Genomic DNA, 20,654 nt, shown 5'->3' on the forward strand with positions numbered 1-20,654 from the left:
TATTACCGCCGCATGGGAAAGAGGGGTGTCAGCTCGCCAGCGCCGGCAGGCTCACCGTGGCCACCAGGCCGCTGCCCCGGGCCGGCGCGTCGAGCCGGATTGCGCCCTGGGAGGCCTGCACGATCTCGCGCACGATGGCCAGTCCCAGGCCGGAGCCCGGCTGATCCGGCGCGGCATTGCGATAGAACCGTTCGAAGACGCGCTCGCGCACCTCGGCCGGGATGCCGGGGCCATTGTCGGTCACGGTGATGATGACCTGGTTGCGCTTCTTCTCCAGTCCCACGGTGACCTTGCCGCCCTCGGGCGTATAGCGCAGGGCATTGTCGATCAGGTTCATCAGCAAGCCCATCAGCTGCGCCTCGTTGCCGTTGACCATGGCGCTCTCCAGCGTGGTCTCCAGCCCCAGGTCGATGCCCTTCTTGAGCGCCAGTCCGGCCAGTTCCTCCAGCACCATGGCGGCCACCGCCAGCAGGTCCACCGGCGCGCGCGGGAAGGCGCTGCTGTTGGAGGCTTCGGCCTGGGAGAGCAGCAGCAGCTTGTTGGTCAGGTCGGTCATGCTGCGGCTGCCCTCCTGCAAGGAGGCCAGCACCTGCTTGACCCGCGCCGGATCGTCCAGCTGGCGGGCGAACTGGATCTGCGAATCGATCACGGCAAGGGGCGTGCGCAACTGGTGCGCGGCATCGGCCACGAAGCGCTTCTGCACCGTCACTTGCGCATTGAGGCGGAAGATGTACTGGTTGATGGCCTCCACGATGGGCCGCAATTCCTGCTGCAAGCCGCCGGCACGCAGCGGCGTGAGCGAATCCGGCTCGCGCGTGGCCAGTTCGTCCTTGAGCGCCAGCAGCGGGCGCAACTCCATCGTCAGGCCCAGCACCACCAGGCTGATGGCCAGCAGCAGCAGCACGATCTGGCGCCGCAGCGAGGCGTGCCACTGGTCGTCGATCATCTCCTGCCGTCCCTGCATGGTCTGGCCCACCGAAACGGCCACCATGCGCAGCGTGCCTTCATCGAACAGCGCGCGGATGTAGCTGACCACGCGCAGCGGCTTGCCCTCGAAGGTGGTCGTGGTATAGACCGGATAGAGCGCCGCAAAGTCAGGCTCGGCAGGGAAATCGGGGCGTCCGGCCAGGAGTGTCTCGTCATCCATGCGCACCTGGTAATACACCGCATCCTGCGCCGGGGAAGCGAACAGTTCCAGCGCCGCAGGGGGAATCGAGACCACCGGCGCGCCATCGTTCCAGCCGACCTGGCCAGCCATCATGCGGGCCGAGGCCAGCAGTGCCCGGTCCTGCACCAGGGTGGCGCTGGAGACGGCATTGTCATACGCGTCGCCGGTGGACAGGCCCACGTAGACCGCCATCGGGATCAGCAGCCACCACAGCAGCCGCAGGCGCAGGCTGTCAATCATCTTTCTGCTTGAGCAGATAGCCCAGGCCGCGCAGGGTCATGATGGCCGCGCTCGACTGTTCCAGCTTCTTGCGCAGGCGCGAGATGTAGATCTCGATGGCGTCCGCGCTCGGTTCTTCGGAAAGGCTGAAGACCCCCTTCATGAGCGCAGTCTTGGAGACCGTCTTGCCTTGTTTCAACATCAGCACTTCCAGCACGTCATGCTCGCGCGCCGGGAGCGCCAGCGTCACGCCGGCCACGGCGAACTGGCGCGTGTTGCTGTCATAGACCAGGTCGCCGCAATGGATCTCGGCGGCCTTGTCGGGCGTCTGGCGGCGCACCAGCACCTTGATGCGGGCCACCAGTTCACGGATCTCGAAGGGTTTGACCAGGTAGTCGTCGGCGCCGGCGCCGAGGCATTCGACCTTTTCATCGATGGAGCCGCTGGCGGTGAGGATCATTACCGGCACGCCGTTGTGGCGTTCGCGCAGGCGGCGCAGCACGTTCTTGCCGTGCAGCTTGGGCAGCATCAGGTCCAGCAGCACGACGTCGTAGTTCTCGTCGCGCAGGACCTGGTCGGCGATCTCGCCATCGGCGGCGATATCGACCTTGAACTTGTGTTCCTTGAGGATCTGCTCCAGCCAGTGGGCGAGCTGGGGATTGTCTTCGATCAGGAGCAATTTCATGCGATGGTCTCGTGTTTCTGGAGGTTCTTTTTTGTTGCGCTGCAAAGCAGAAAGCCGGAATTTGGAAAGCTGGATGAAGGTTTCGGCTTCTTAGAATAGGCCCGCAGTCTACAAGAGATGGCGACAGACCATCCAACCAAAATATGGAGACAATCATAATGCGTCACGACCTGCGCGTGTTCCCGCCCCTCGGAACACAGCCCCTGCGCCGCCGCCTGCTGGCCCTGGGCGCCACCGCCATCGCTGCCTGCGCCCTGGGCCTGGCCGCCCCGCAAGCCCATGCAGCCGACAAGATCATCATCATGGTCGGCGGCATCAACAAGCTCATCTATCTGCCGCCCAAGCTGGCCGAAAGCCTGGGCTACTTCAAGGAAGAAGGCCTGGATGTGGAGCTGCAGTCGCAGCCGGCCGGGGTCGATGCCGAGAATGAACTGCTGGCCGGGGCCGTGCAGGCCGTGGTCGGCTACTACGATCACTCCATCGACCTGCAGAGCAAGGGCAAGGAAGTCACGTCCATCACCCAGCTGCTGCTGGTGCCGGGCGGCATGGAGATGGTGCGCGCCGACCTGGCCGGCACCGTGCGCAGCATGGCCGACCTCAAGGGCAAGACCCTGGGCGTGACCGGGCTGGGTTCGTCCTCCAGCTTCCTGGCGCAATACCTGGCCAGCCGCGCCGGCCTCAAGGCGGGCGATTACTCCATCCTGCCGGTCGGTGCCGGCAATACCCTGATCGCCGCCATGAAGCAGAAGCGCGTGGATGTGGCCTGGACCACCGAGCCCACGACTTCCATCCTGCTGGCCTCGGGTGCGGCCAAGGTGCTGGTCGACATGAGCAGCGTGGAAGGCACCAAGGCCGCGCTGGGCGGACTGTATCCGGCTTCCAGCCTCTACGTGCATCGCTCCTGGATGATGAGCCACAAGGCCGAAGCGCAGAAGCTGGCGCGCGCCTTCGTCAAGACCCTGAAATACATCCAGACCCATTCGGCCGAAGACGTGGCCGAGAAGATGCCCAAGGACTATTACGGCGGCAACAAGGCCATCTACGTGCAGGCGCTCAAGGCTTCGCTGCCCATGTATTCGCCCGATGGCAAGATGCCCGCCGGCGGGCCGGAACAGGTATTGAAGGTGATGGCCGGATTCAACCCCAACATCAAGGGCAAGAACATCGACCTTGCCAAGACCTACACCAACGAGTTTGTCGACGCGGTAAAGTGAATTTTGCCGCTGATATGAAGGCACCGTAGAATCCACGGGCTTTCGCATCGATTTCCAGGAGCTGACGTGAACAAAAACCTCCGCCGTGGCCTGCTCTCGCTGGCCGTTGCCGGCACCGTACTGGCCGCCTTGCCGATCCCCTCCATGGCTGCGGCCAAGGTCACCATCATGGTGGGCGGCATCAACAAGATGGTCTACCTGCCCGCCAAGCTGGCCGAACAACTGGGCTACTTCAAGGAAGAGGGCCTGGACGTGGAGCTGCAGTCGCAGCCGGCCGGGGTCGATGCCGAGAACGAACTGCTGGCCGGTGCGGTGCAGGCCGTCGTGGGCTTCTATGATCACGCCATCGACCTGCAGACCAAGGGCAAGGAAATCACTGCCATCACCATCCTGGGCCAGGTACCGGGCGAGGTGGAACTGGTCTCGACCAAGGCGGCACCGCACTTCCAGAGCATGGCCGATGCCAAGGGCAAGACCCTGGGCGTGACCGGGCTGGGTTCGTCCACCAACTTCCTGACGCAATACCTGGCCTCGCGCCACGGCATCAGCTCCAAGCAATTTTCGGTGCTGCCGGTGGGCGCGGACAATACCTTCATCGCCGCCATGAAGCAGGGCCGCATCGACGCCGGCATGACCACCGAACCGACCGCTTCGCTCCTGCTCAAGACCGGCGACGCCCAGGTGCTGGTGGACATGCGCACCGTGGAGGGAACCGTCAAGGCGCTCGGCGGGCTGTACCCGGCCTCCAGCGTGTATGTACAGCGCAGCTGGCTCAACAGCCACAAGGAGGAAGCGCAGAAGCTGGCACGCGCCTTCGTCAGGACGCTCAGGTTCATCAACACGCACAGCGCCGAGCAGATCGCCGAGAAGATGCCCAAGGACTACTACGGCAGCAACAAGGCGCTGTATATACAGGCCCTGAACAATTCGCTGCCCATGTATTCGCAGGACGGCAAGATGCCCAAGGGCGGGCCGGAAACGGTGCTGTCGGTACTGTCGGGCTTCAATCCCAACGTCAAGGGCAAGCATGTGGACTTGTCCAAGACCTACACGGATGAATTCGTCAACGCCGTGAAATGAGGCGGGGACTGGCTGCGGGCCGGTCTTCCTGAAAATTATATAAACGATATACGCCATGATGCGCGGCAGCGCGTCAGGGGCGCGTTCAACCCGAATTCAACCCCAAGCCACGAAAGAGCCCCACGATGAACGCCATCAACCAGCAGGCCTTCACCCCCGCCGGCCAGGCGGCCCAGGCCACGCCGGCCATTGAATTGCGCAACGTGAGCTGCCGCTTCATCACGGCCGATGGCCGGGCGACGGTGGCCCTGCGCGATTTTTCCATGAGCGTGGCGCGCGGTGAATTCGTGGCCGTGGTCGGCCCCACCGGCTGCGGCAAGTCGACCACGCTTTCGCTCATCACCGGCCTGCTCAAGCCGACGCTGGGGGAGGTGCGGGTGATGGGACAGCCGGTCAACGGCATCGATCCGCGTATCGGATTCGTGTTCCAGAACGATGCGGTCTTTCCCTGGCGCAGCGTGCGCGACAACGTGGCGGCCGGCCCCATGTTCCGGGGCCAGTCCAGGGAGCAGGCCCATGCGCTGGCCGACGAATGGATCCGCCGCGTGGGCCTGGACAAGTTCGGCGACCACTATCCGCACCAGCTTTCCGGCGGCATGCGCAAGCGCGTGGCGCTGGCGCAGACTTTCATCAACAGCCCCGAGATTTTGCTGATGGACGAACCCTTTTCCGCGCTGGACATGCAGACCCGCACCTTGATGCAGGATGAACTGCTGCGCCTGTGGTCGGCGCATTCGGGCTCGGTGGTGTTCGTCACCCATGACCTGGAGGAGGCCATTGCGCTGGCCGACAAGGTCTATGTGCTCACCGCCCGCCCGGCCACCTTGAAGAGCGTCTACCCGATCGACCTGCCGCGTCCGCGCGTGATGGAGGAGGTGCGCTACGAGCAGCGCTTCATCGATATTTCGCGGCGCATCTGGGCCGATCTGCGCGAGGAAGTGCATATCGCCTGATGCCCCGTGCCGTTGCGCCACATCGCCTATCCAATTCTGAAATACAGGGGACTCCCATGACACAAGCACAAGCCAGCCACAGCGCCGCGACGATGGATATCGCCGGCGTCGAAGCCGAGGCCCGGCGCAAGATCCGCGCACGAAAACAACTGGTCGTCGGCCTGCGCATCGCCATCCTGGTGATCGTGCTGGGCGGCTGGGAAGGCGGCGCGCGTCTAGGCTGGATCGATCCCTTCTTCTTCTCGCAACCGTCGGCCATCGTGGCGCAGATCGTCGAGTGGATGGTCGAGGGCACCTCCCAGGGCCCGCTCTGGACCCAGGTCCTCGTGACCCTCGAAGAAACCGTGCTGGGATTTTTGATCGGCTCGGTAGCCGGGGTCATCGCCGGCATCATCCTCGGGCGCAACAAGCTGCTCTCGGATGTCTTCAGCCTCTACATCCAGATCGCCAATTCGATCCCGCGCGTGGTGTTGGGCTCCATCTTCGTCATCGCCTTTGGCCTGGGCATGGCCTCCAAGGTGGCGCTGGCGGTGGTGATGGTGTTCTTCGTGGTGTTCGCCAATGCCTTCCAGGGCGTGCGGGAAGCCGACCGCTACATGATTGCCAACGCCCAGATCCTCGGCGCCTCGCCGCGCCAGGTGACCATGGCGGTGGTGATCCCCTCGGCGCTGTCGTGGATCCTGGCCAGCCTGCATGTGAGCTTCGGGTTTGCGCTAGTGGGGGCGGTGGTCGGCGAATTCCTCGGTTCCAAGCAGGGCATTGGCCTGCTGATCTCCACCGCCCAGGGCGCCTTCAATGCCAGCGGCGTGTTTGCGGCGATGATCGTGCTGGCCGTGGTGGCGCTGGCGGCGGACTGGCTGCTGCATGCGCTGGAACGGCGCCTGCTGAAGTGGCGTCCGCAGGCCTTCTGAAGACAAACGCCTGAGGGCGTAAAATGTGACGCCAGCAAACGGGGACACGGCAACGTGTCCCCGCCGTGTTTTGATCCGCGCGTTTCCACTTCCCTTCCGTCATGTCCGCCAACCAGCCGCCTCGCCCGAGTGACCCCGCTGCAACCCCGTCCGCCCCAGCCTCCCTCAACGATCCCGTGACCCAGCGTGCCCTGCTGTGGATCGTGGCCTCCGGCTTCTTCATGCAGACGCTGGACACCACCATCGTCAACACCGCCTTGCCCGCCATGGCGCGCAGCCTGGGCGAGCCGGTGCTGAACATGCATCCGGTGGTGGTGGCCTACACGCTGACGATGGCATCGCTCACGCCCGCCTCGGGCTGGCTGGCCGATCGCTTCGGCACGCGCCGCGTGTATTTCGCGGCGATCCTGCTGTTCGCGCTGGGCTCGGCGCTGTGCGCCATGGCGCCGACCCTGCCGATGTTGCTGGCCGCTCGCGTGATACAGGGATTGGGTGGCTCCATGCTGCTGCCGGTCGGGCGCCTGGCCGTGCTGCGGGCAGTGCCGGGCGCGCAATACATCGCTGCACTGGCCTCGATCTCGATTGCCGGGCAGCTCGGTCCGGTGGTCGGTCCTGTACTGGGCGGGTGGCTGGTAGAGAGCCTGTCCTGGCACTGGATCTTCCTGATCAACCTTCCTGTAGGTGTACTGGGGATGGGGGCCGTACTGTACTTCCTGCCCGATGACAGCCTTACCGGTACACCCCGTTTTGATTTAGTCGGCTGTGCCTTGCTGTCCGCTTGCATGGTGGCCTTCTCGCTGGCGCTGGACGTGCCTTTCGATACCCACCGTACTGGCTGGAGCTTCGCACTGTCTGCTGTGGCAGCATCAACTGTACTGGTCTACTGGCGCCATGCGTCCGTTCATCCGCGCCCACTGTTTCGGCTCGGTTTGTTCAGGGAACCCAACTTCAGCATCGGACTGGCAGGTAACCTGGTCTGCCGTATCGGTTCATCGGCAGTGCCTTTCCTGTTGCCGCTGCTGTTGCAGGTGCGGCTGGGTTATTCACCGCTGCACGCAGGCATGCTGCTGCTGCCGGCGGCCATTGCCGGCACCATTGCCAAACCGTGGATCGCGCCGCTGGTCAAGCGCTTTGGCTATGATCGCTTCCTGCTGGTCAATACCGCCATCGTCGGGATGTCCATCGTATCGTTCGCGCTGATCACGCCGGGTTGGCCGCTGGCGGCGTCCATCGTGCAGCTGGCGGTGTTCGGGGCGTCCAATTCGATGCAGTTTGCGGCCATGAACAGCGTCACGCTCAAGGGCTTGCGCAAGGAAGATGCGGGCAGCGGCAACAGTCTCTTCTCGATGGTGCAGATGCTGGCCATCGGCCTGGGCGTGACCATCGGCGGCACCATGGTCAATGTCTTCAAGAGCGAGGCGGGCATCGCCACCAATGCCAGCTTCCAGATCACCTTCGTGATCGTGGGGCTCATTACCCTGGTCTCGGCCTGGGTGTTCCGCAAGATGGATCCGCGTTACTTCAGCTGAGCGCGGCTCAGGTCTCGCTCCACTGGCGCAGGAGGTTGTGATAGCAGCCCACCAGCGTGCGCCGTGCGAGCGCATCGGCATCGGTCTGGTTCAGGCGCTGGATGGCGTTGTCCATGTCGAACAGCATCTGGCGCTGGCCGTCGTCGCGCACCAGGCTCTGCACCCAGAAGAAGAAGCCCACCCGCACGCCGCGCGTGACCGGCGTGACGGTGTGCAGGCTGGTGGCAGGATAGAGCACCATGTCGCCCGCGGCCAGCTTGACGCTGTGCATGCCGTAACTGTCATCGATCTGCAGTTCGCCGCCATCGTAGTCCTCCGGATCGGCCAAAAACAGCGTGGCCGAGACATCGGTACGCAGCTTGCGTCCGCTGTGCGGATGGATGCGCACGCTGCCATCGACATGGGCGCCGAAGGTCATGCCCTCGCCATAGCGATTGAACATGGGCGGATAGATCAGGTTGGGCAGCGCTGCGCTGATGAAGCGCGGATGCCGCTCCAGCGCGGAGACGATGATGCGCTGGCATTGCAGGGCGACGTCGGACTGTTCGTCGATCTGCTGGTTGTATTTCACCGGCGCGCCCTGGTAGCCCGCCGTCACGCGCCCATCCACCCAGGCCGGTCCTGCGTTGTCCAGCAGGCTGCGCACGGTCTGCAGGGCTTGCGGGTCCAGCAGCTGGGGGATGGTGATGAGCATGGACGCGTCCTCTTTCCTTACATGCGGTAGGTCAGCGACAGCAGGGCGGTACGGCCCGAACCCGGGACCGAACGGCCGCCGTCGGATTGGATCAGCGCATCGTAATACATCTTGTCGGTCAGGTTGTAGAGGTTCAGGCGGATGTCGTAGGCCTTGGTGGTGTAGGCCAGCATCGCGTCGTAACGGGTGTAGCCGCCGACCTGCACCGTGTTGGTGGCATTGGCATAGCGCTGCGACATGTAGGTGGCGCCGCCGCCGACCTGCCAGTGCGGTGCCAGGTCATAGGTCGTCCAGGTGGTGAAGGTGTGCTTGGGCGTGTTGACCGGGATCTTGCCGACCGAGGTATCGGCCACGGCACCGCCGACCACCTTGGCATCCAGGTAGGTGTAGTTGGCGGCGATCTGCCAGTCGCGGGTGATGCGGCCGGTTGCGCCCGCACGCGCGCCGTTGACGCGCACCGTGCCGGCCAGCGCGTAGACCCCGGTGGCGACCTGGCTGCGCGCATTTTCCTTGGTGATCTGGAAGCCGGCGGCAGTCAGCGCCAGGCCTTCGGCCACATCCCACTTGCCGCCCAGTTCATAGGAACGGTTCTTTTCCGGGTCCAGGTTCTGCTGGCCGGCGGTGCCGGTCAATTGCTCCAGCGAGGGATTGAAGGAAGTGCCGTAGGAAACGTAATACGACTGCGCCGTGCTGGGCTGCCAGATCGCGCCCGAACGCACGCTCACGAAGTTCACGCTCTGCTGCGCATAGCCCAGCGCGGTGGAGCCGCTGGTATTGCCCGAGTTGATCGAGTTGCTGATGCTGGCCACATAGCGGTCATAGCGCAGGCCACCCACCAGCTTGAATTGCGGCACCAGCTCGATGGTGTCGCCGACATAGGCGGCGATGGTGTTGGCACTGCCGCCGGCGCGGTTGCCTGCGGTATCGGCCACGCTGCTGCCGGCCGCGCTGTAGGAAGGATTGACCAGGCTCACGCAATCCATGTAGCCGGTGGTGGCGCCGGCTGCGTTGAGCGAGCGGCCGTTGCAGCTGCCGTTGCGGTAGTAATTCTGGTTGTCGTAACCGTCGTGACCAACTTCCACGCCCACCAGCGCATCGTGCTTGACGCTGCCGGTGCTGAACTTGGCGGCCAGTTCGGTCTGGTTGAAGATGGAGTAGTCGTTGATGTTGCGGTCATGGCTCTGGCCGCGCACGAAGAGGCTGGACAGCGGCAGGCTGCTGGCCGCATTGGTGAGCGCCGTGAAGCCGCTTGAAGAGACCGTACCGATGGTATTGGGCGCAGTCTCCACGGCATTGGTGTGCACGTAGTTGAACTGGGTCTGGTTGCGCAGTGTGACGTCGGGGGCGATTTTGTGCTTGATGCCGGCGTTGAACGCGGCCACATCCTGGATGGTGCGGTCGCTGTTCAAACCATAGGCGGTGTTGCGGTCGACATTGACGGGGTGGCCGTTGAGCGGCGGCAGGCCGTAGTCGGGCTGGTCCTGGTTGTGCTGCAGCAGGGCCGAGAGCGTGATCTCGGTGGAAGTGCCGATGCCCCAGACATAGGAGCCGGCCAGGCCGAAGTCCTGTACATCGGTCTGGTTGCGCGTGCTGGCCGCGCCGTTCTGGGCCATGGCCTCGATGCGCAGGGCCGAGGTATCCGACAGCGGACGGTTGACGTCGACCGTGCTGCGCACCAGGCCATTGGTGGTGACCGAACCGGAGATTTCGGTGGCGGCCTTGAGGTTGGCCTTCTTGCTGACCTGGTTGATGATGCCGCCGGTCGAACCGCGGCCGAAGAGCATCGAGGACGGGCCCATCAGGACTTCCACTTCCTCGATGGCGAAGGTATCGCGGTAGTACTGGCCACGGTCGCGGAAGCCGTCGAGATAGATGTCGGTCCGCGCCGAGAAACCGTTGAGGTTGATGTTGTTGCCGATCTGGCCGCCTTCGGCGCCGCCCAGCGTGATGCCGGAGACGTTGCGCAGCGCATCGGCCAGCGAACTCACGCCTTGCGACTGCATCTGCGCCTTGTTGACCACCGTCACCGATTGCGCGACGTCGTGCAGGTCGGCCGGCAGCTTGGTGATGGCCGTGCCGCTACTGGCGAAATCATCGCGGCGGCCTTCCACCGTGACCGGGGCGAGCTGGCTGCCGGTGGCTGCGGTGGCGTTGGGCGCAGAGGCCTGCTGTGCGTGGACGGAGAGGGGAGCGGCAAAGGTGGCGACCAATGCGGCGGCAATCGGCGTGAGACGGTTCATGTTCTTGTTTTCAGTGAAGTGGAGTAGGAAACGATGAGCCGATCCCGCTTGCGCAGGAGCGGCTCGAATGGCTGGCTACTCCGTCCTTCAATGGCAACAAGGAAGTCCGTTTGGCTGGCTGGTGACCAGTTTTTATTGCATGCTAATGATTTGGATTCTCATTCGCATGGCTGGCAAGAGTAAGGCTGGAGCCTGACAAAATGCTGTCATTTGCCTGACGCAGAACTGAGTGTGACAAAAAAGAAACACTCTGGCCGTGCCGCGCCCCGCCTGGGGGACCGCCTGATTTGCAGCATGGCCTGGGCTGCAATACGATGCAGCGTCACGCAGAGTTTTTGCGCTGTTTATTTTCCAAGAAGTCCCCTATGAATGTTCTGCTGGTCGAAGACGACCCGGTACTCACCGACGGTCTGTCGCGGGTACTCAATTCGCACGGCTTCACCGTGCATACCGTCAACAACGGCAACGATGCGCTGTCGCAGCGTTTCAATGCCGCCGTGCTGGTGCTCGACATCGGCCTGCCCGGCATCGACGGTTTTGAAGTCCTGCGCCGCATGCGCGCCAACGGCAACAACACCCCGGTGCTGCTGCTGACCGCACGCGACACCATTCCCGACCGCGTGCACGGGCTGGAACTGGGCGCCGATGACTACCTGGTCAAGCCCTTTGCCACGCCCGAACTGGTGGCCCGCATCAAGGCGCTGATCCGCCGCAGTACGCCGCAGCCTGCGCAGCTGACCGTGGGTGGCCTGTCGCTGGACAACGCCACCAAGCGCGCCGACATCGACGGCCGCAAGATCGAACTGTCGCTGCGTGAATGGACGGTGCTGGAATACCTGATGCAACACGCCTCGCGCGTGGTCTCCAAGCAGCAGATCATCGATGCCGTCCTGCCCTGGGGCGAGGATTTCACGATCAATGCGGTGGAGGTCTACGTCTCGCGCATCCGCCTCAAGATCGCTGATTCGGGCGTGGTGATCCGCACCATCCGCGGCTTCGGCTACATGCTCGAAAAGAGCGAGACCTGAGCCGGCAGGCCGCATCATGACGGTCATCAACCAGCAGCCGGCCAACAGCGCGGCCAGCGCCGGCACTGCTGCGCCTGCCACACCGCCAGCCGCCACCCACGCCAGCATCCGGCGCGACCTGCTCAAGTGGCTGATCGCGCCGCTGCTGCTGCTGAACCTGGTGGGGGCCGGCCTGACCTACTGGCTGGCCTGGCTGCCGGCCCAGCACGCCTTCGACCAGAACCTGATGGATTCCACGTGGGGCCTGTATGCCCAGGTGCGGCATCGCCAGGAGCGCACCACCGCCGAGCTGACCCAGCAGGCCGAGCAGATCCTGCGCAGCAATCATTCCGACACCACCTTCTTTGCCGTGCGCAATACGCAGGGGGAGATCTTGGTCGGCGACAAGGGATTCCCGCAATTGCCCGAGACCGAGATCTTCGACCGGCCCTTCAACTATGACGGCGAGATGCGCGGCGAACCGGTGCGTATTTCAGCCATGCAGGTGCGGGTCAAGAACGGCGTGATCTCGGTGGCCGTGGCCGAAACCATCCGCAAGCGCGACCGCGCGCACTACACGATCCTGCTGTCCTTCCTGCTGCTGGACGGGGCGCTGACCTTCGGTTCGCTGTCGGTGGTACTCATCGCCGTGCGGCGTGGCCTGCGTCCCCTGAAGAGCTTGCAGCGCAACCTGGAACAGCGCGGCCACGGCAAGCTGGGCGCCATCGACGGCATCGGTGCGCCGGTGGAGCTGCAGCCCCTGATCGTGGCCATGAACGAACTGATGGCCCGCATCAGCAAGGGCGAACAGGCGCAGCAGAATTTCATGGCCGACGTGGCCCATCAATTGCGCACGCCCTTGACGGGCCTGAAGCTGCAGCTGGAACTGCTGCACGACAAGCACCAGGACCAGCCCGATACGGCCCGTTCGCTGGCGATGATGAATTCCTCGGTGGAACGCATGATCCGCCAGAGCCGGCAACTACTGGCGCTGGCGCGCTCGGAACCTGGCCTGTTTGAAAGCCGCAAGCTGGAGGAGCTCTCGCTGCACAAGCTGGTGGAAGAGTCGGTGCAGCACTTCATCGAAGAGGCCGATAAGAAGCAGATCGACCTCGGCTTTGACCTGCAGCCAGCCCGCCTGCGCGGCGACCGTTTCCTGCTCGCCGACCTGATCGACAACCTCATCGACAATGCGGTGCGCTATTCGCCGCAGCACGGGACGGTGACGGTGCGCTGCCTCGAAGAAGAGGGCGCCACCGTGCTGTCGGTGGAAGACTCCGGTCCCGGCATTGCCCCCGAGCATCGCGAGCTCATCTTCGACCGCTATTACCGCGCCAACGACAAGATCGCCGGCAGCGGCCTGGGACTGGCCATCGTGCGCGAGATCGCGCATGACCATGGTGGAGTCATCACGGTCGATTGCAAGGAAGAGGGGCAGGGCACCATCTTCACGGTGCGCTTCCCGCTGGCCGCCTGACGCCTGCGGCCACGGCGGCACTTGCCGCACGGCATCGCGCTTGTGCAGAACCTCATGCCTGCCCCTGTGTCAAACGGGCTTCATCGTGAACGACACAGGAGGCAGCATGACGGACAAGGTCCTGCAAAGTGGTACCCATATCGCCCGCTACGACGCGGTGGAAAAACCCGATGAAGGCTTCGAGGCGCAAGTCTTCGTGCGCCTTGCGCGCGAACCCGAGATTGCGGAAACCTACATTCCGGTAGGCCTCTTCCCGACCGAGGAAGAAGCCCTGGCCAGTGCCCGCGAACGCGCGCAGCGTGCGCTGAAGGAGCACGAATTCTGAAGCGCGCATGGCTGGCGGGCGCGGGCAGGGCGTGCTAATGTCCTGCCCATCTTGGGCGTGCAGTGTGATGGCGCCCTTTCAGAAGACTCACAACATCAACAAGAACAATGTCCGTCGCCCGCCACATCGTCCAGGTCCACCCGCGTTTGCTCATCGGTATCGGCATCGGGACCGCCGCCTCCGTCCTCATCCCTGCCAGCACCTGGATCGGCCGCAGCCTGATCGGCTGGAATGCCGGCCTCTGGTTCTATTTGCTGAGCCTGTGGGTGATGATGCTGCGGGCCGATGCCAAGGCCGTCAAGCGCCTGGCCGAGACCGAGGATGAAAGCGCCCACGTGGTGCTGGTGATGGTCTGCGTGGCGGCCATTGCGAGTTTGCTGGCCATCCTGCTGGAACTGGGCGGCAGCAGCCATCACGACGAGGGCGGCCGGCTCTTGCGCTATGCCTTCACGGCCTCTACCGTCTTCGGCTCCTGGGCCCTGATCGGCACCATCTTCACGCTGCATTACGCGCGCCTCTTCTATGCCGATGACGACGACCCTGACGCCCTGCCGCTGCGCTTCCCGGATGGCATCCGCAATCCCGGCTACTGGGATTTCCTGTATTTCTCCTTCACCATCAGCGTGGCCGTGCAGACCTCCGACGTGGGCGTAGCCTCGCGCGCAGTGCGCAAGTCGGTGCTGGCCCATTCGCTGATCTGCTTCGTCTTCAATGCGGCCATCATCGGCCTGTCCATCAATATCGCGGCCGGCCTGGCGGGGAGCTGAAAGCGAGTGTCAGTGCCAGGATGACAGCGCTGCGGAACCGAACTGTCAGCGCTTTGTCCTAGCCGAGTTCGGAGGCAGGTGCCAGCGGGTTGAGCCCGCCGTCATCGGTGCTCTGCGCAAACCGGGAGCCGCCCGTATAATCCACGGCTTTCCCGGAGGCAAGACCAAGGGGAGGGGGACACAGCCACACACAGAACCCCCAGAGCTCGACCAACGATTCGAACAACGGAGCGCACCGTGCGGGTTTATTCCAGCCAAGCTGAAGAACGTATTGCCATGTTGAAGCGCCAGGGCAAGGGCGCCTTTTCCGGACCACCGCTGCCCCTGGGGCCGCTGATCGGTTTTTCCGTCGCCATCCTGGCGGTGGTGCTCATTGCCCTGTTTACCTGGGAAGCCTCGGTCAGCCGCGGCGAGGCCGCCAATGCGGTGTCGCACACCATGAAGGTGCGCGAGCAGCTGCAGGTACTGGTCTCCACGCTCAAGGATGCCGAGACCAGCCAGCGCGGCTTCCTGCTCACGGGCACCGAGTCCTATCTGAGCCCTTACAACCAGGCGCGTGCCGCGCTGCCCGGCGAGATCGCCAAGCTGCGCGAGCTGCTCTCCGACAATCCCGACCAGTTGCAGCGCCTGTCGCAGATCGAGCGCGTGGTCGCCGACAAACTTGAAGAACTGGCCGAGACCGTCAGCCGCCGCCGCAATGGCGATACGGCGGGCGCATTGGCAGTAGTGCAATCCGATCGCGGCAAGATGTTCATGGACCGCGTGCGCGTGCTCACGCGCGACATGGAAGAACAGGAACGCGACCTGCTGGCCAGCCGCCAGTCGGACTGGCGCGACGCCGTGGTGTTTTCCACTGCCGTGGCCTGGGGCGGCTCGGGCTTGCTGCTGGTACTCATCATTGCCGCGGCCATGACCACCTCGCGCGATTATCGCGCCCGTGAAAAACAGACCTGGATCCGCAACGGCCAGATGGGCCTGGCCGAGCGCCTGCAGGGCGAGCAGCGCCTGGGTACGCTGGGCGAGAATACTTTGGCTTTCCTGACGGCCTACCTGAATGCGCAAGTCGGCGCCATCTACCTGCGCACCGACAGTGGCGACTTCGAGCGTTTCGCCGCCTATGCGCTGGAAGAGGATGAGAGTGTCCAGCCGCCGCATCTGCGCGATGGCCAGGGCTTGCTGGGCCAGGCCGCCAAACTCAATCGCGCCATGCACATCAAGGACGTGCCGGAACGCTATCTCACCGTGTCCTCCGCCGTCGGCCGCCATGCCCCGCGCGAGCTGATGATCGTGCCGGCCTCCGCCGATGGCGTGGTGCAGGCGGTATTCGAACTCGGCTTCTTGCGCCAGGTGCGGCCGGAGGAAGAGGAACTGCTGGCACGCCTGTCGGACCAGGTCGCCATTGCCGTGCGCTCTTCCAAGGATCGTACCCGCCTGGAAGAACTGCTTGAAGAAACCCAGCGCCAGTCCGAGGAATTGCAGGCCCAGCAGGAAGAACTGCGCGTCAACAATGAAGAGCTGGAAGAGCAGGGCCAGGCCTTGAAGGCCTCGCAACTGCGCCTGGAAACCCAGCAGGCCGAACTGGAAGAAACCAATGCCCAGTTGGAAGAGCAGACCCAGTTGCTGGAAATCCAGAAGGATGACCTGGCCAAGACCCAGGTGGTGCTGGTGGAAAAAGCCACCGAGCTGGAACGCGCCAACCAGTACAAGAGCGAGTTCCTGGCCAACATGAGCCACGAGCTGCGCACGCCGCTGAACTCCACCCTGATCCTGGCCAAGCTGCTGGCCGACAACAAGCAGGGCAACCTGTCCGACGAGCAGGTGCGATTCGCGCAGACCATTTCCTCTGCGGGCAACGACTTGCTGGCCCTGATCAACGACATCCTCGACCTCTCGAAGATGGAAGCGGGCAAGCTCGATATCGTTTCCGAATCCTTCGTGGTCAGCAAGATGGCCGAGGAGCTCAAGGCCAGCTTCGCCATGACGGCCCAGCAGAAGGGCCTGGGCTTCAAGGTCGAGGTCGATCCGGGCGTGCCGCAGCGCATGGAAACGGACATGCAGCGCCTGGGCCAGATCTTGAAGAACCTGCTCTCCAACGCCATCAAGTTCACCGAGAAGGGCGAGGTCAGCCTGCGCATCTATGCGGATGCCGGTGGCCGCATCGCCTTCGCCGTGCGCGATACCGGCATCGGCATCGGCGCTGACCAGCACCAGTTCATCTTCGAAGCCTTCCGCCAGGCCGATGGCAGCACGCATCGCAAGTACGGCGGCACCGGGCTGGGCCTGTCGATCTCGCGCGACCTGGCGCATCTGCTGGGCGGCGACATCCAGGTGCAGAGCCGGGTGGGCGAGGGCAGCATCTTCACGCTCTCGCTGCCGCAGGTCTACAGTGGCGAGCAGGCCGTCATGCGCACGCCTGCGGCCGTGGCCGCCCCTTCGGCGGCGGCTGCGACCCTGCAGGCGGCACAAGTGGCGACCGCGCCTGATGTGCGCATTCCCGCTCCCCAGGTGGTGCCGGGCGCGCCGGCAAAACTGCAGGACATCGCCATCGATGATGATCGTCACCGCATCGAATCGTCCTCCCGCCTGATCCTGGTGATCGAGGATGACACCGCCTTCGCCATGATCCTGCGCGACCTGGCGCACGAGATGGGCTTCCAGTGCGTGGTCACGCATTCGGCCAATGAAGGCGTGTCGGCGGCCGAGATGTATCGCCCCAGTGCCATCCTGATGGACATGAACCTGCCCGACTTCTCCGGCCTGGGCGTGCTGGACCAGATCAAGCGCAATCCCAAGACGCGCCACATCCCGGTGCACGTGGTGTCGGTGGCCGATTACTCGCACGAGGCGCTGGAGCGCGGTGCCATCGGCTACGCATTGAAGCCGGTGCAGCGCGAGGAACTGGTCGGCGCCATCCGCAAGCTCGAAGCCAAGTTCCTGCAGGGCCTGCGCCACGTGCTGGTGGTGGAAGACGATGCGCGCCAGCTCGACAGCATCCGCCAGTTGCTGGCCGGCGAGAACATCAACCTGGTCGGCGTACGCACCGCCACCGATGCGCTGGCCCGCCTGCGCGAGACCACCTTCGATTGCATGGTGATGGACCTGAACCTGCCCGACCTGTCCGGCTACCAGTTGCTGGAGAAGATGGCCGAGCAGGAACACGTAGCCTTCCCGCCGGTGATCGTCTATACCGGCCGCTCGCTGTCGGCCGAGGAAGAGCAGCACCTGCGCCGCTTCTCGCGCTCCATCATCATCAAGGATGCGCGTTCGCCGGAACGCCTGCTCGATGAAGTGACGCTCTTCCTGCACCAGGTGGAAACGACACTGCCGCCGGAGAGCCAGCGCATGCTCAAGGTGGCGCGCGACCGCGAAACGGTCTTCGAAGGCCGCCGCATCCTGGTGGTGGAAGATGATGTGCGCAACATCTTTGCGCTATCCTCGGTGCTGGAACCCAAGGGCATGAAGGTCGACATCGCCCGCAACGGCCGTGAAGCCCTGGACGCCCTGCAGCGCAGCCAGGAGCAGCCTGGTGCGCCGATCGACCTGGTGCTCATGGACATCATGATGCCGGAGATGGATGGCCTGACCGCCATGCGCGAGATCCGCAAGCAAGCCATCTGGAAGCGCCTGCCCATCATCGCCCTGACCGCCAAGGCCATGAAGGATGACCAGGAGAAATGCCTGGCCGCCGGTGCCAACGATTACATCGCCAAGCCCTTGGATGTGGAAAAACTGCTGTCCCTGGTACGTGTATGGATGCCGAAATAAACCAGGCGTTGGCCAACCAGCATTTCGATATCGAGATGCAATTGTTGCTCGACGCCATCTACCTCAAATATCACTGCGACTTTCGCGGCTATGCCGGCGCTTCGCTGAAGCGCCGCCTGGCCACGGCCATGATCCGCTTCGGCTGCGAGACGCTGTCGCAATTGCAGGACAAGGTGCTGCATGATGCGACCGTGTTTCCGGCGCTCATGGATTACCTCACCGTGCAGGTCAGCGAGATGTTCCGCGATCCCAGCTATTTTCTCTCGCTGCGGGAGAGGGTCATTCCGCTCCTGCGCACCTATCCTTCCTTGAAGATCTGGGTGGCCGGCTGCAGCAGCGGCGAGGAAGTCTATTCGCTGGCGATCCTGCTGCGCGAGGAAGGCTTGCTCGAGCGCAGCATCATTTACGCCACCGACATCAACCAGGCCGCGCTGAAGAAGGCCGAGGCCGGCGTCTACGAGCTCGACCGTATCCCCGGTTTTACCAGCAACCACCAGAAATCCGGGGCCAAGACATCGCTTTCGGATTACTATACGGCCGCGTACGGTGCCGTCGTCTTCGACAAGTCGCTGCGCAAGAACGTGGTCTTTTCCGACCACAGCCTGGCCACCGACAGTGTCTTTGCCGAGATGCACCTGGTGTCCTGCCGCAACGTGCTGATCTATTTCAACCGCCATTTGCAGGAACGCGCGCTAGGCCTGTTCCGCGAATCGCTGGTCCGCAAGGGTTTCCTGGGACTGGGTTCGAAGGAGTCGATGCGCTTTTCCACGCACGGTCCGGCCTTCGATGAAGTGGTGCGGGAAGACCGCATCTTCCAGAAGAAGGGGGAGCTGTGAGCCCCGTCCCGCTGCCGGCCCTGGGTGGCCGAGCGATTGATGCGATCGTCATCGGTGCCTCTGCCGGTGGCGTGGAAGCCTTGTCGGAGATCCTGCCGGCGCTGCGCCGTGGTGCGCAGGTGGCGACCATGGTGGTGCTGCACATCCCGCGTGAGCGGCCCAGCTTGCTGGCGACCATCTTTGCTGACCGCTGTGGCCAGCCCGTGGTGGAAGCGCAGGACAAGGATCCGGCCCAGCCCGGCGTGATCTATTTTGCGCCGCCGGATTATCATCTGCTGGTGGACCGCAGCGACCAAGGGCCGGTGCTGGCCATGTCCAATGATGAACTGGTGAATTTTTCGCGCCCGGCCATCGATGTGCTGTTCGAGTCGGCCGCGGATGTCTACCGCGAGCGCTTGCTGGGCATCGTGCTCACCGGTGGCAATCATGATGGCGCGGCCGGATTGCAGGCCATTGCGCGCGCCGGTGGCGTGACCGTGGTACAAAGTCCGCAACAGGCGCAGGTGCCTTACATGCCGGCACAGGCATTGGCACTCGGACAAATCGATTATGTGCTCACGCTCCCGCAGATCGCCGATCTGCTGCGCACCCTGGGCGTATCGGGGAATGACCAGGAAAAGGAACGCAGGTGACAGAAAAATACAAAGACAGAGACCTGCCGCGGGTGAAATTCCTGCTGGTCGATGATCTCGACGAAAACTTGTTGGCCCTCTCTGCCCTGCTGCAGCGGGACGATGTCGAACTGCTGCTGGCGCGCTCGGGCCTGGAAGCGCTTGAACTGCTGTTGCAGCACGAGGTGGCGCTGGCTTTCCTGGACGTGCAGATGCCGGACATGGATGGCTTCGAGCTGGCCGAACTGATCCGCGGCAGCGAGCGTACCCGCAACGTGCCGCTGATTTTCGTCACGGCCGGCGTACGCGATGAGCGCCGCCTGTTCAAGGGCTATGAGAGCGGTGCCGTGGACTTCCTCTACAAGCCCATCGAACCGCACATCCTGCGCAACAAGGCCGAGGTGTTCTTCCAGTTGTATCGCCAGAAGCAGTTGCTGGCGCTGGAGTTGCAGGAGCGCACCGAAACCCTGCGCATGAACGAGATGTTCGTGGCCATCCTCGGCCACGACCTGCGCAATCCCTTGAGTTCGGTGGTGATGGCGGCGACCCTGCTGCAGCGGACCTACAAGGAAGAGGTGGCGCAGAAGGCCTCGCAGCAGATCCTCAATGGCGGCAAACGCATGGCCAAGCTGATCGAGAACATGCTCGACCTGGCGCGCGCGCGCCTGGCCGGCGGCATCCCGCTGGCCCGTGCCAGTGCATGCCTGGGCGAGATTACCGAACGGGTGGTACAGGAATACCAGACCACTTATCCGGGCAGCGTCGTGGAGCGCCGCATCGAAGGCGATGACAACGGCTATTGGGACGGCGACCGCCTGGCTCAGGTGGCAGCCAACCTGCTGGGCAACGCCTTGCAGCACGGCGTGGCGGGCAGCCCGGTGTGCATCGGCATCGATGGCCGCAGCGAGCAGGAAGTGGTCATGACCATCGCCAATCGCGGCGTGATCCCGGCGGCCTTGCTGCCGGTGATCTTCGACCCCTTCCGTGGCGGAGGCGAAATCGGCCGCAAGGAAGGGCTGGGCCTCGGACTGTTCATCGCGCAGCAGATCGTCAAGGCGCATGGCGGCACGATCACCATGACGTCGGATGACCAGGTGCAGACGATGGTGACGGTGAGGTTGCCGCGGCGCTGAGCAATGCGCAATCCCGCTGATCGCCACTGCATGAGATGAA

At 63.9% G+C, this 20,654-nt stretch carries 17 protein-coding genes; 13 read left to right on the forward strand and 4 right to left on the reverse strand.

The window, feature by feature from the left end:
- Nucleotides 1-28: 28 nt before the first annotated feature.
- Together CEJ45_RS09215 and CEJ45_RS09220 are read right to left on the reverse strand one after the other, a co-directional pair.
- On the reverse strand, nt 29-1,408 hold the full coding sequence (locus tag CEJ45_RS09215) for a sensor histidine kinase (RefSeq protein WP_088754847.1): 1,380 nt from the start codon (nt 1,406-1,408) through the stop codon (nt 29-31).
- Nucleotides 1,401-2,072, reverse strand: coding sequence for a response regulator (locus CEJ45_RS09220; protein ID WP_088754848.1), 672 nt, complete (start codon nt 2,070-2,072; stop codon nt 1,401-1,403). The genes CEJ45_RS09215 and CEJ45_RS09220 overlap by 8 nt, the downstream gene beginning before the upstream one ends.
- A 158-nt stretch (nt 2,073-2,230) precedes the next feature.
- Between CEJ45_RS09220 and CEJ45_RS09225 the strand changes: the two genes are divergently transcribed.
- The 5 genes from CEJ45_RS09225 to mdtD all read left to right on the forward strand — a co-directional run bounded on the left by CEJ45_RS09225 (nt 2,231) and on the right by mdtD (nt 7,759).
- A complete protein-coding gene (locus tag CEJ45_RS09225; protein ID WP_088754849.1) occupies nt 2,231-3,286 on the forward strand; it encodes an ABC transporter substrate-binding protein in 1,056 nt (351 codons plus the stop codon).
- A 66-nt stretch (nt 3,287-3,352) separates the two neighbouring features.
- On the forward strand, nt 3,353-4,366 hold the full coding sequence (locus CEJ45_RS09230) for an ABC transporter substrate-binding protein (protein ID WP_088754850.1): 1,014 nt from the start codon (nt 3,353-3,355) through the stop codon (nt 4,364-4,366).
- 125 nt (nt 4,367-4,491) lie between these two features.
- Complete coding sequence (locus CEJ45_RS09235; protein WP_088754851.1) at nt 4,492-5,319, forward strand: ABC transporter ATP-binding protein; 828 nt, start codon at nt 4,492-4,494, stop codon at nt 5,317-5,319.
- 56 nt (nt 5,320-5,375) lie between these two features.
- Nucleotides 5,376-6,230 carry an ABC transporter permease gene (locus CEJ45_RS09240; protein WP_088754852.1) on the forward strand — a complete coding sequence of 285 codons (855 nt, stop codon included), beginning with the start codon at nt 5,376-5,378 and terminating at the stop codon, nt 6,228-6,230.
- A gap of 176 nt (nt 6,231-6,406) precedes the next feature.
- Entirely contained in the window at nt 6,407-7,759 is a 1,353-nt protein-coding gene (mdtD, locus tag CEJ45_RS09245) for a multidrug transporter subunit MdtD (RefSeq protein WP_088754853.1), read from the forward strand.
- A 7-nt stretch (nt 7,760-7,766) separates the two neighbouring features.
- Here mdtD and CEJ45_RS09250 read toward each other — a convergent pair whose 3' ends face one another.
- Nucleotides 7,767-8,453, reverse strand: coding sequence for a Fe2+-dependent dioxygenase (locus CEJ45_RS09250; RefSeq protein ID WP_088754854.1), 687 nt, complete (start codon nt 8,451-8,453; stop codon nt 7,767-7,769).
- Nucleotides 8,454-8,470: 17 nt separating this feature from the next.
- On the reverse strand, nt 8,471-10,693 hold the full coding sequence (locus CEJ45_RS09255; RefSeq protein WP_088754855.1) for a TonB-dependent receptor: 2,223 nt from the start codon (nt 10,691-10,693) through the stop codon (nt 8,471-8,473).
- A 365-nt stretch (nt 10,694-11,058) separates the two neighbouring features.
- Here CEJ45_RS09255 and CEJ45_RS09260 point away from each other — a divergent pair, with 365 nt between their 5' ends.
- The 8 genes from CEJ45_RS09260 (at nt 11,059) to CEJ45_RS09295 (ending at nt 20,614) form a co-directional block, all read left to right on the forward strand.
- On the forward strand, nt 11,059-11,721 hold the full coding sequence (locus tag CEJ45_RS09260) for a response regulator transcription factor (protein ID WP_088754856.1): 663 nt from the start codon (nt 11,059-11,061) through the stop codon (nt 11,719-11,721).
- Between the two features lie 16 nt (nt 11,722-11,737).
- Nucleotides 11,738-13,177 (forward strand): sensor histidine kinase, encoded by a 1,440-nt coding sequence (locus CEJ45_RS09265; protein WP_088754857.1) that lies wholly within the window; start codon nt 11,738-11,740, stop codon nt 13,175-13,177.
- Nucleotides 13,178-13,283: 106 nt separating this feature from the next.
- Entirely contained in the window at nt 13,284-13,502 is a 219-nt protein-coding gene (locus CEJ45_RS09270; RefSeq protein WP_088754858.1) for a hypothetical protein, read from the forward strand.
- Between the two features lie 107 nt (nt 13,503-13,609).
- Nucleotides 13,610-14,269 carry a DUF1345 domain-containing protein gene (locus CEJ45_RS09275; RefSeq protein ID WP_088754859.1) on the forward strand — a complete coding sequence of 220 codons (660 nt, stop codon included), beginning with the start codon at nt 13,610-13,612 and terminating at the stop codon, nt 14,267-14,269.
- Between the two features lie 276 nt (nt 14,270-14,545).
- Entirely contained in the window at nt 14,546-18,034 is a 3,489-nt protein-coding gene (locus CEJ45_RS09280; protein WP_187697658.1) for a response regulator, read from the forward strand.
- Nucleotides 18,019-18,870, forward strand: coding sequence for a CheR family methyltransferase (locus CEJ45_RS09285; protein ID WP_088754861.1), 852 nt, complete (start codon nt 18,019-18,021; stop codon nt 18,868-18,870). The genes CEJ45_RS09280 and CEJ45_RS09285 overlap by 16 nt, the downstream gene beginning before the upstream one ends.
- Nucleotides 18,867-19,502, forward strand: coding sequence for a chemotaxis protein CheB (locus tag CEJ45_RS09290; RefSeq protein WP_088754862.1), 636 nt, complete (start codon nt 18,867-18,869; stop codon nt 19,500-19,502). The genes CEJ45_RS09285 and CEJ45_RS09290 overlap by 4 nt, the downstream gene beginning before the upstream one ends.
- A complete protein-coding gene (locus CEJ45_RS09295; protein ID WP_088754863.1) occupies nt 19,499-20,614 on the forward strand; it encodes a hybrid sensor histidine kinase/response regulator in 1,116 nt (371 codons plus the stop codon). Before CEJ45_RS09290 ends, CEJ45_RS09295 begins: the two co-directional genes overlap by 4 nt.
- Nucleotides 20,615-20,654: the final 40 nt, after the last annotated feature.

Origin of the sequence: Herbaspirillum aquaticum, from assembly GCF_002213425.1 — a bacterium.
Lineage (GTDB): Bacteria > Pseudomonadota > Gammaproteobacteria > Burkholderiales > Burkholderiaceae_D > Herbaspirillum > Herbaspirillum aquaticum.

What these genes read in the sequence shown, in the direction of transcription:
- CEJ45_RS09215 (WP_088754847.1), bottom strand. Translation starts at nt 1,408, where the DNA reads ATGATTGACAGCCTGCGCCTGCGGCTGCTGTGGTGGCTGCTGATCCCG.
- CEJ45_RS09220 (WP_088754848.1), bottom strand. Translation starts at nt 2,072, where the DNA reads ATGAAATTGCTCCTGATCGAAGACAATCCCCAGCTCGCCCACTGGCTG.
- CEJ45_RS09225 (WP_088754849.1), top strand. Translation starts at nt 2,231, where the DNA reads ATGCGTCACGACCTGCGCGTGTTCCCGCCCCTCGGAACACAGCCCCTG.
- CEJ45_RS09235 (WP_088754851.1), top strand. Translation starts at nt 4,492, where the DNA reads ATGAACGCCATCAACCAGCAGGCCTTCACCCCCGCCGGCCAGGCGGCC.
- CEJ45_RS09240 (WP_088754852.1), top strand. Translation starts at nt 5,376, where the DNA reads ATGACACAAGCACAAGCCAGCCACAGCGCCGCGACGATGGATATCGCC.
- CEJ45_RS09250 (WP_088754854.1), bottom strand. Translation starts at nt 8,453, where the DNA reads ATGCTCATCACCATCCCCCAGCTGCTGGACCCGCAAGCCCTGCAGACC.
- CEJ45_RS09255 (WP_088754855.1), bottom strand. Translation starts at nt 10,693, where the DNA reads ATGAACCGTCTCACGCCGATTGCCGCCGCATTGGTCGCCACCTTTGCC.
- CEJ45_RS09260 (WP_088754856.1), top strand. Translation starts at nt 11,059, where the DNA reads ATGAATGTTCTGCTGGTCGAAGACGACCCGGTACTCACCGACGGTCTG.
- CEJ45_RS09265 (WP_088754857.1), top strand. Translation starts at nt 11,738, where the DNA reads ATGACGGTCATCAACCAGCAGCCGGCCAACAGCGCGGCCAGCGCCGGC.
- CEJ45_RS09270 (WP_088754858.1), top strand. Translation starts at nt 13,284, where the DNA reads ATGACGGACAAGGTCCTGCAAAGTGGTACCCATATCGCCCGCTACGAC.
- CEJ45_RS09275 (WP_088754859.1), top strand. Translation starts at nt 13,610, where the DNA reads ATGTCCGTCGCCCGCCACATCGTCCAGGTCCACCCGCGTTTGCTCATC.
- CEJ45_RS09280 (WP_187697658.1), top strand. Translation starts at nt 14,546, where the DNA reads ATGTTGAAGCGCCAGGGCAAGGGCGCCTTTTCCGGACCACCGCTGCCC.
- CEJ45_RS09285 (WP_088754861.1), top strand. Translation starts at nt 18,019, where the DNA reads ATGGATGCCGAAATAAACCAGGCGTTGGCCAACCAGCATTTCGATATC.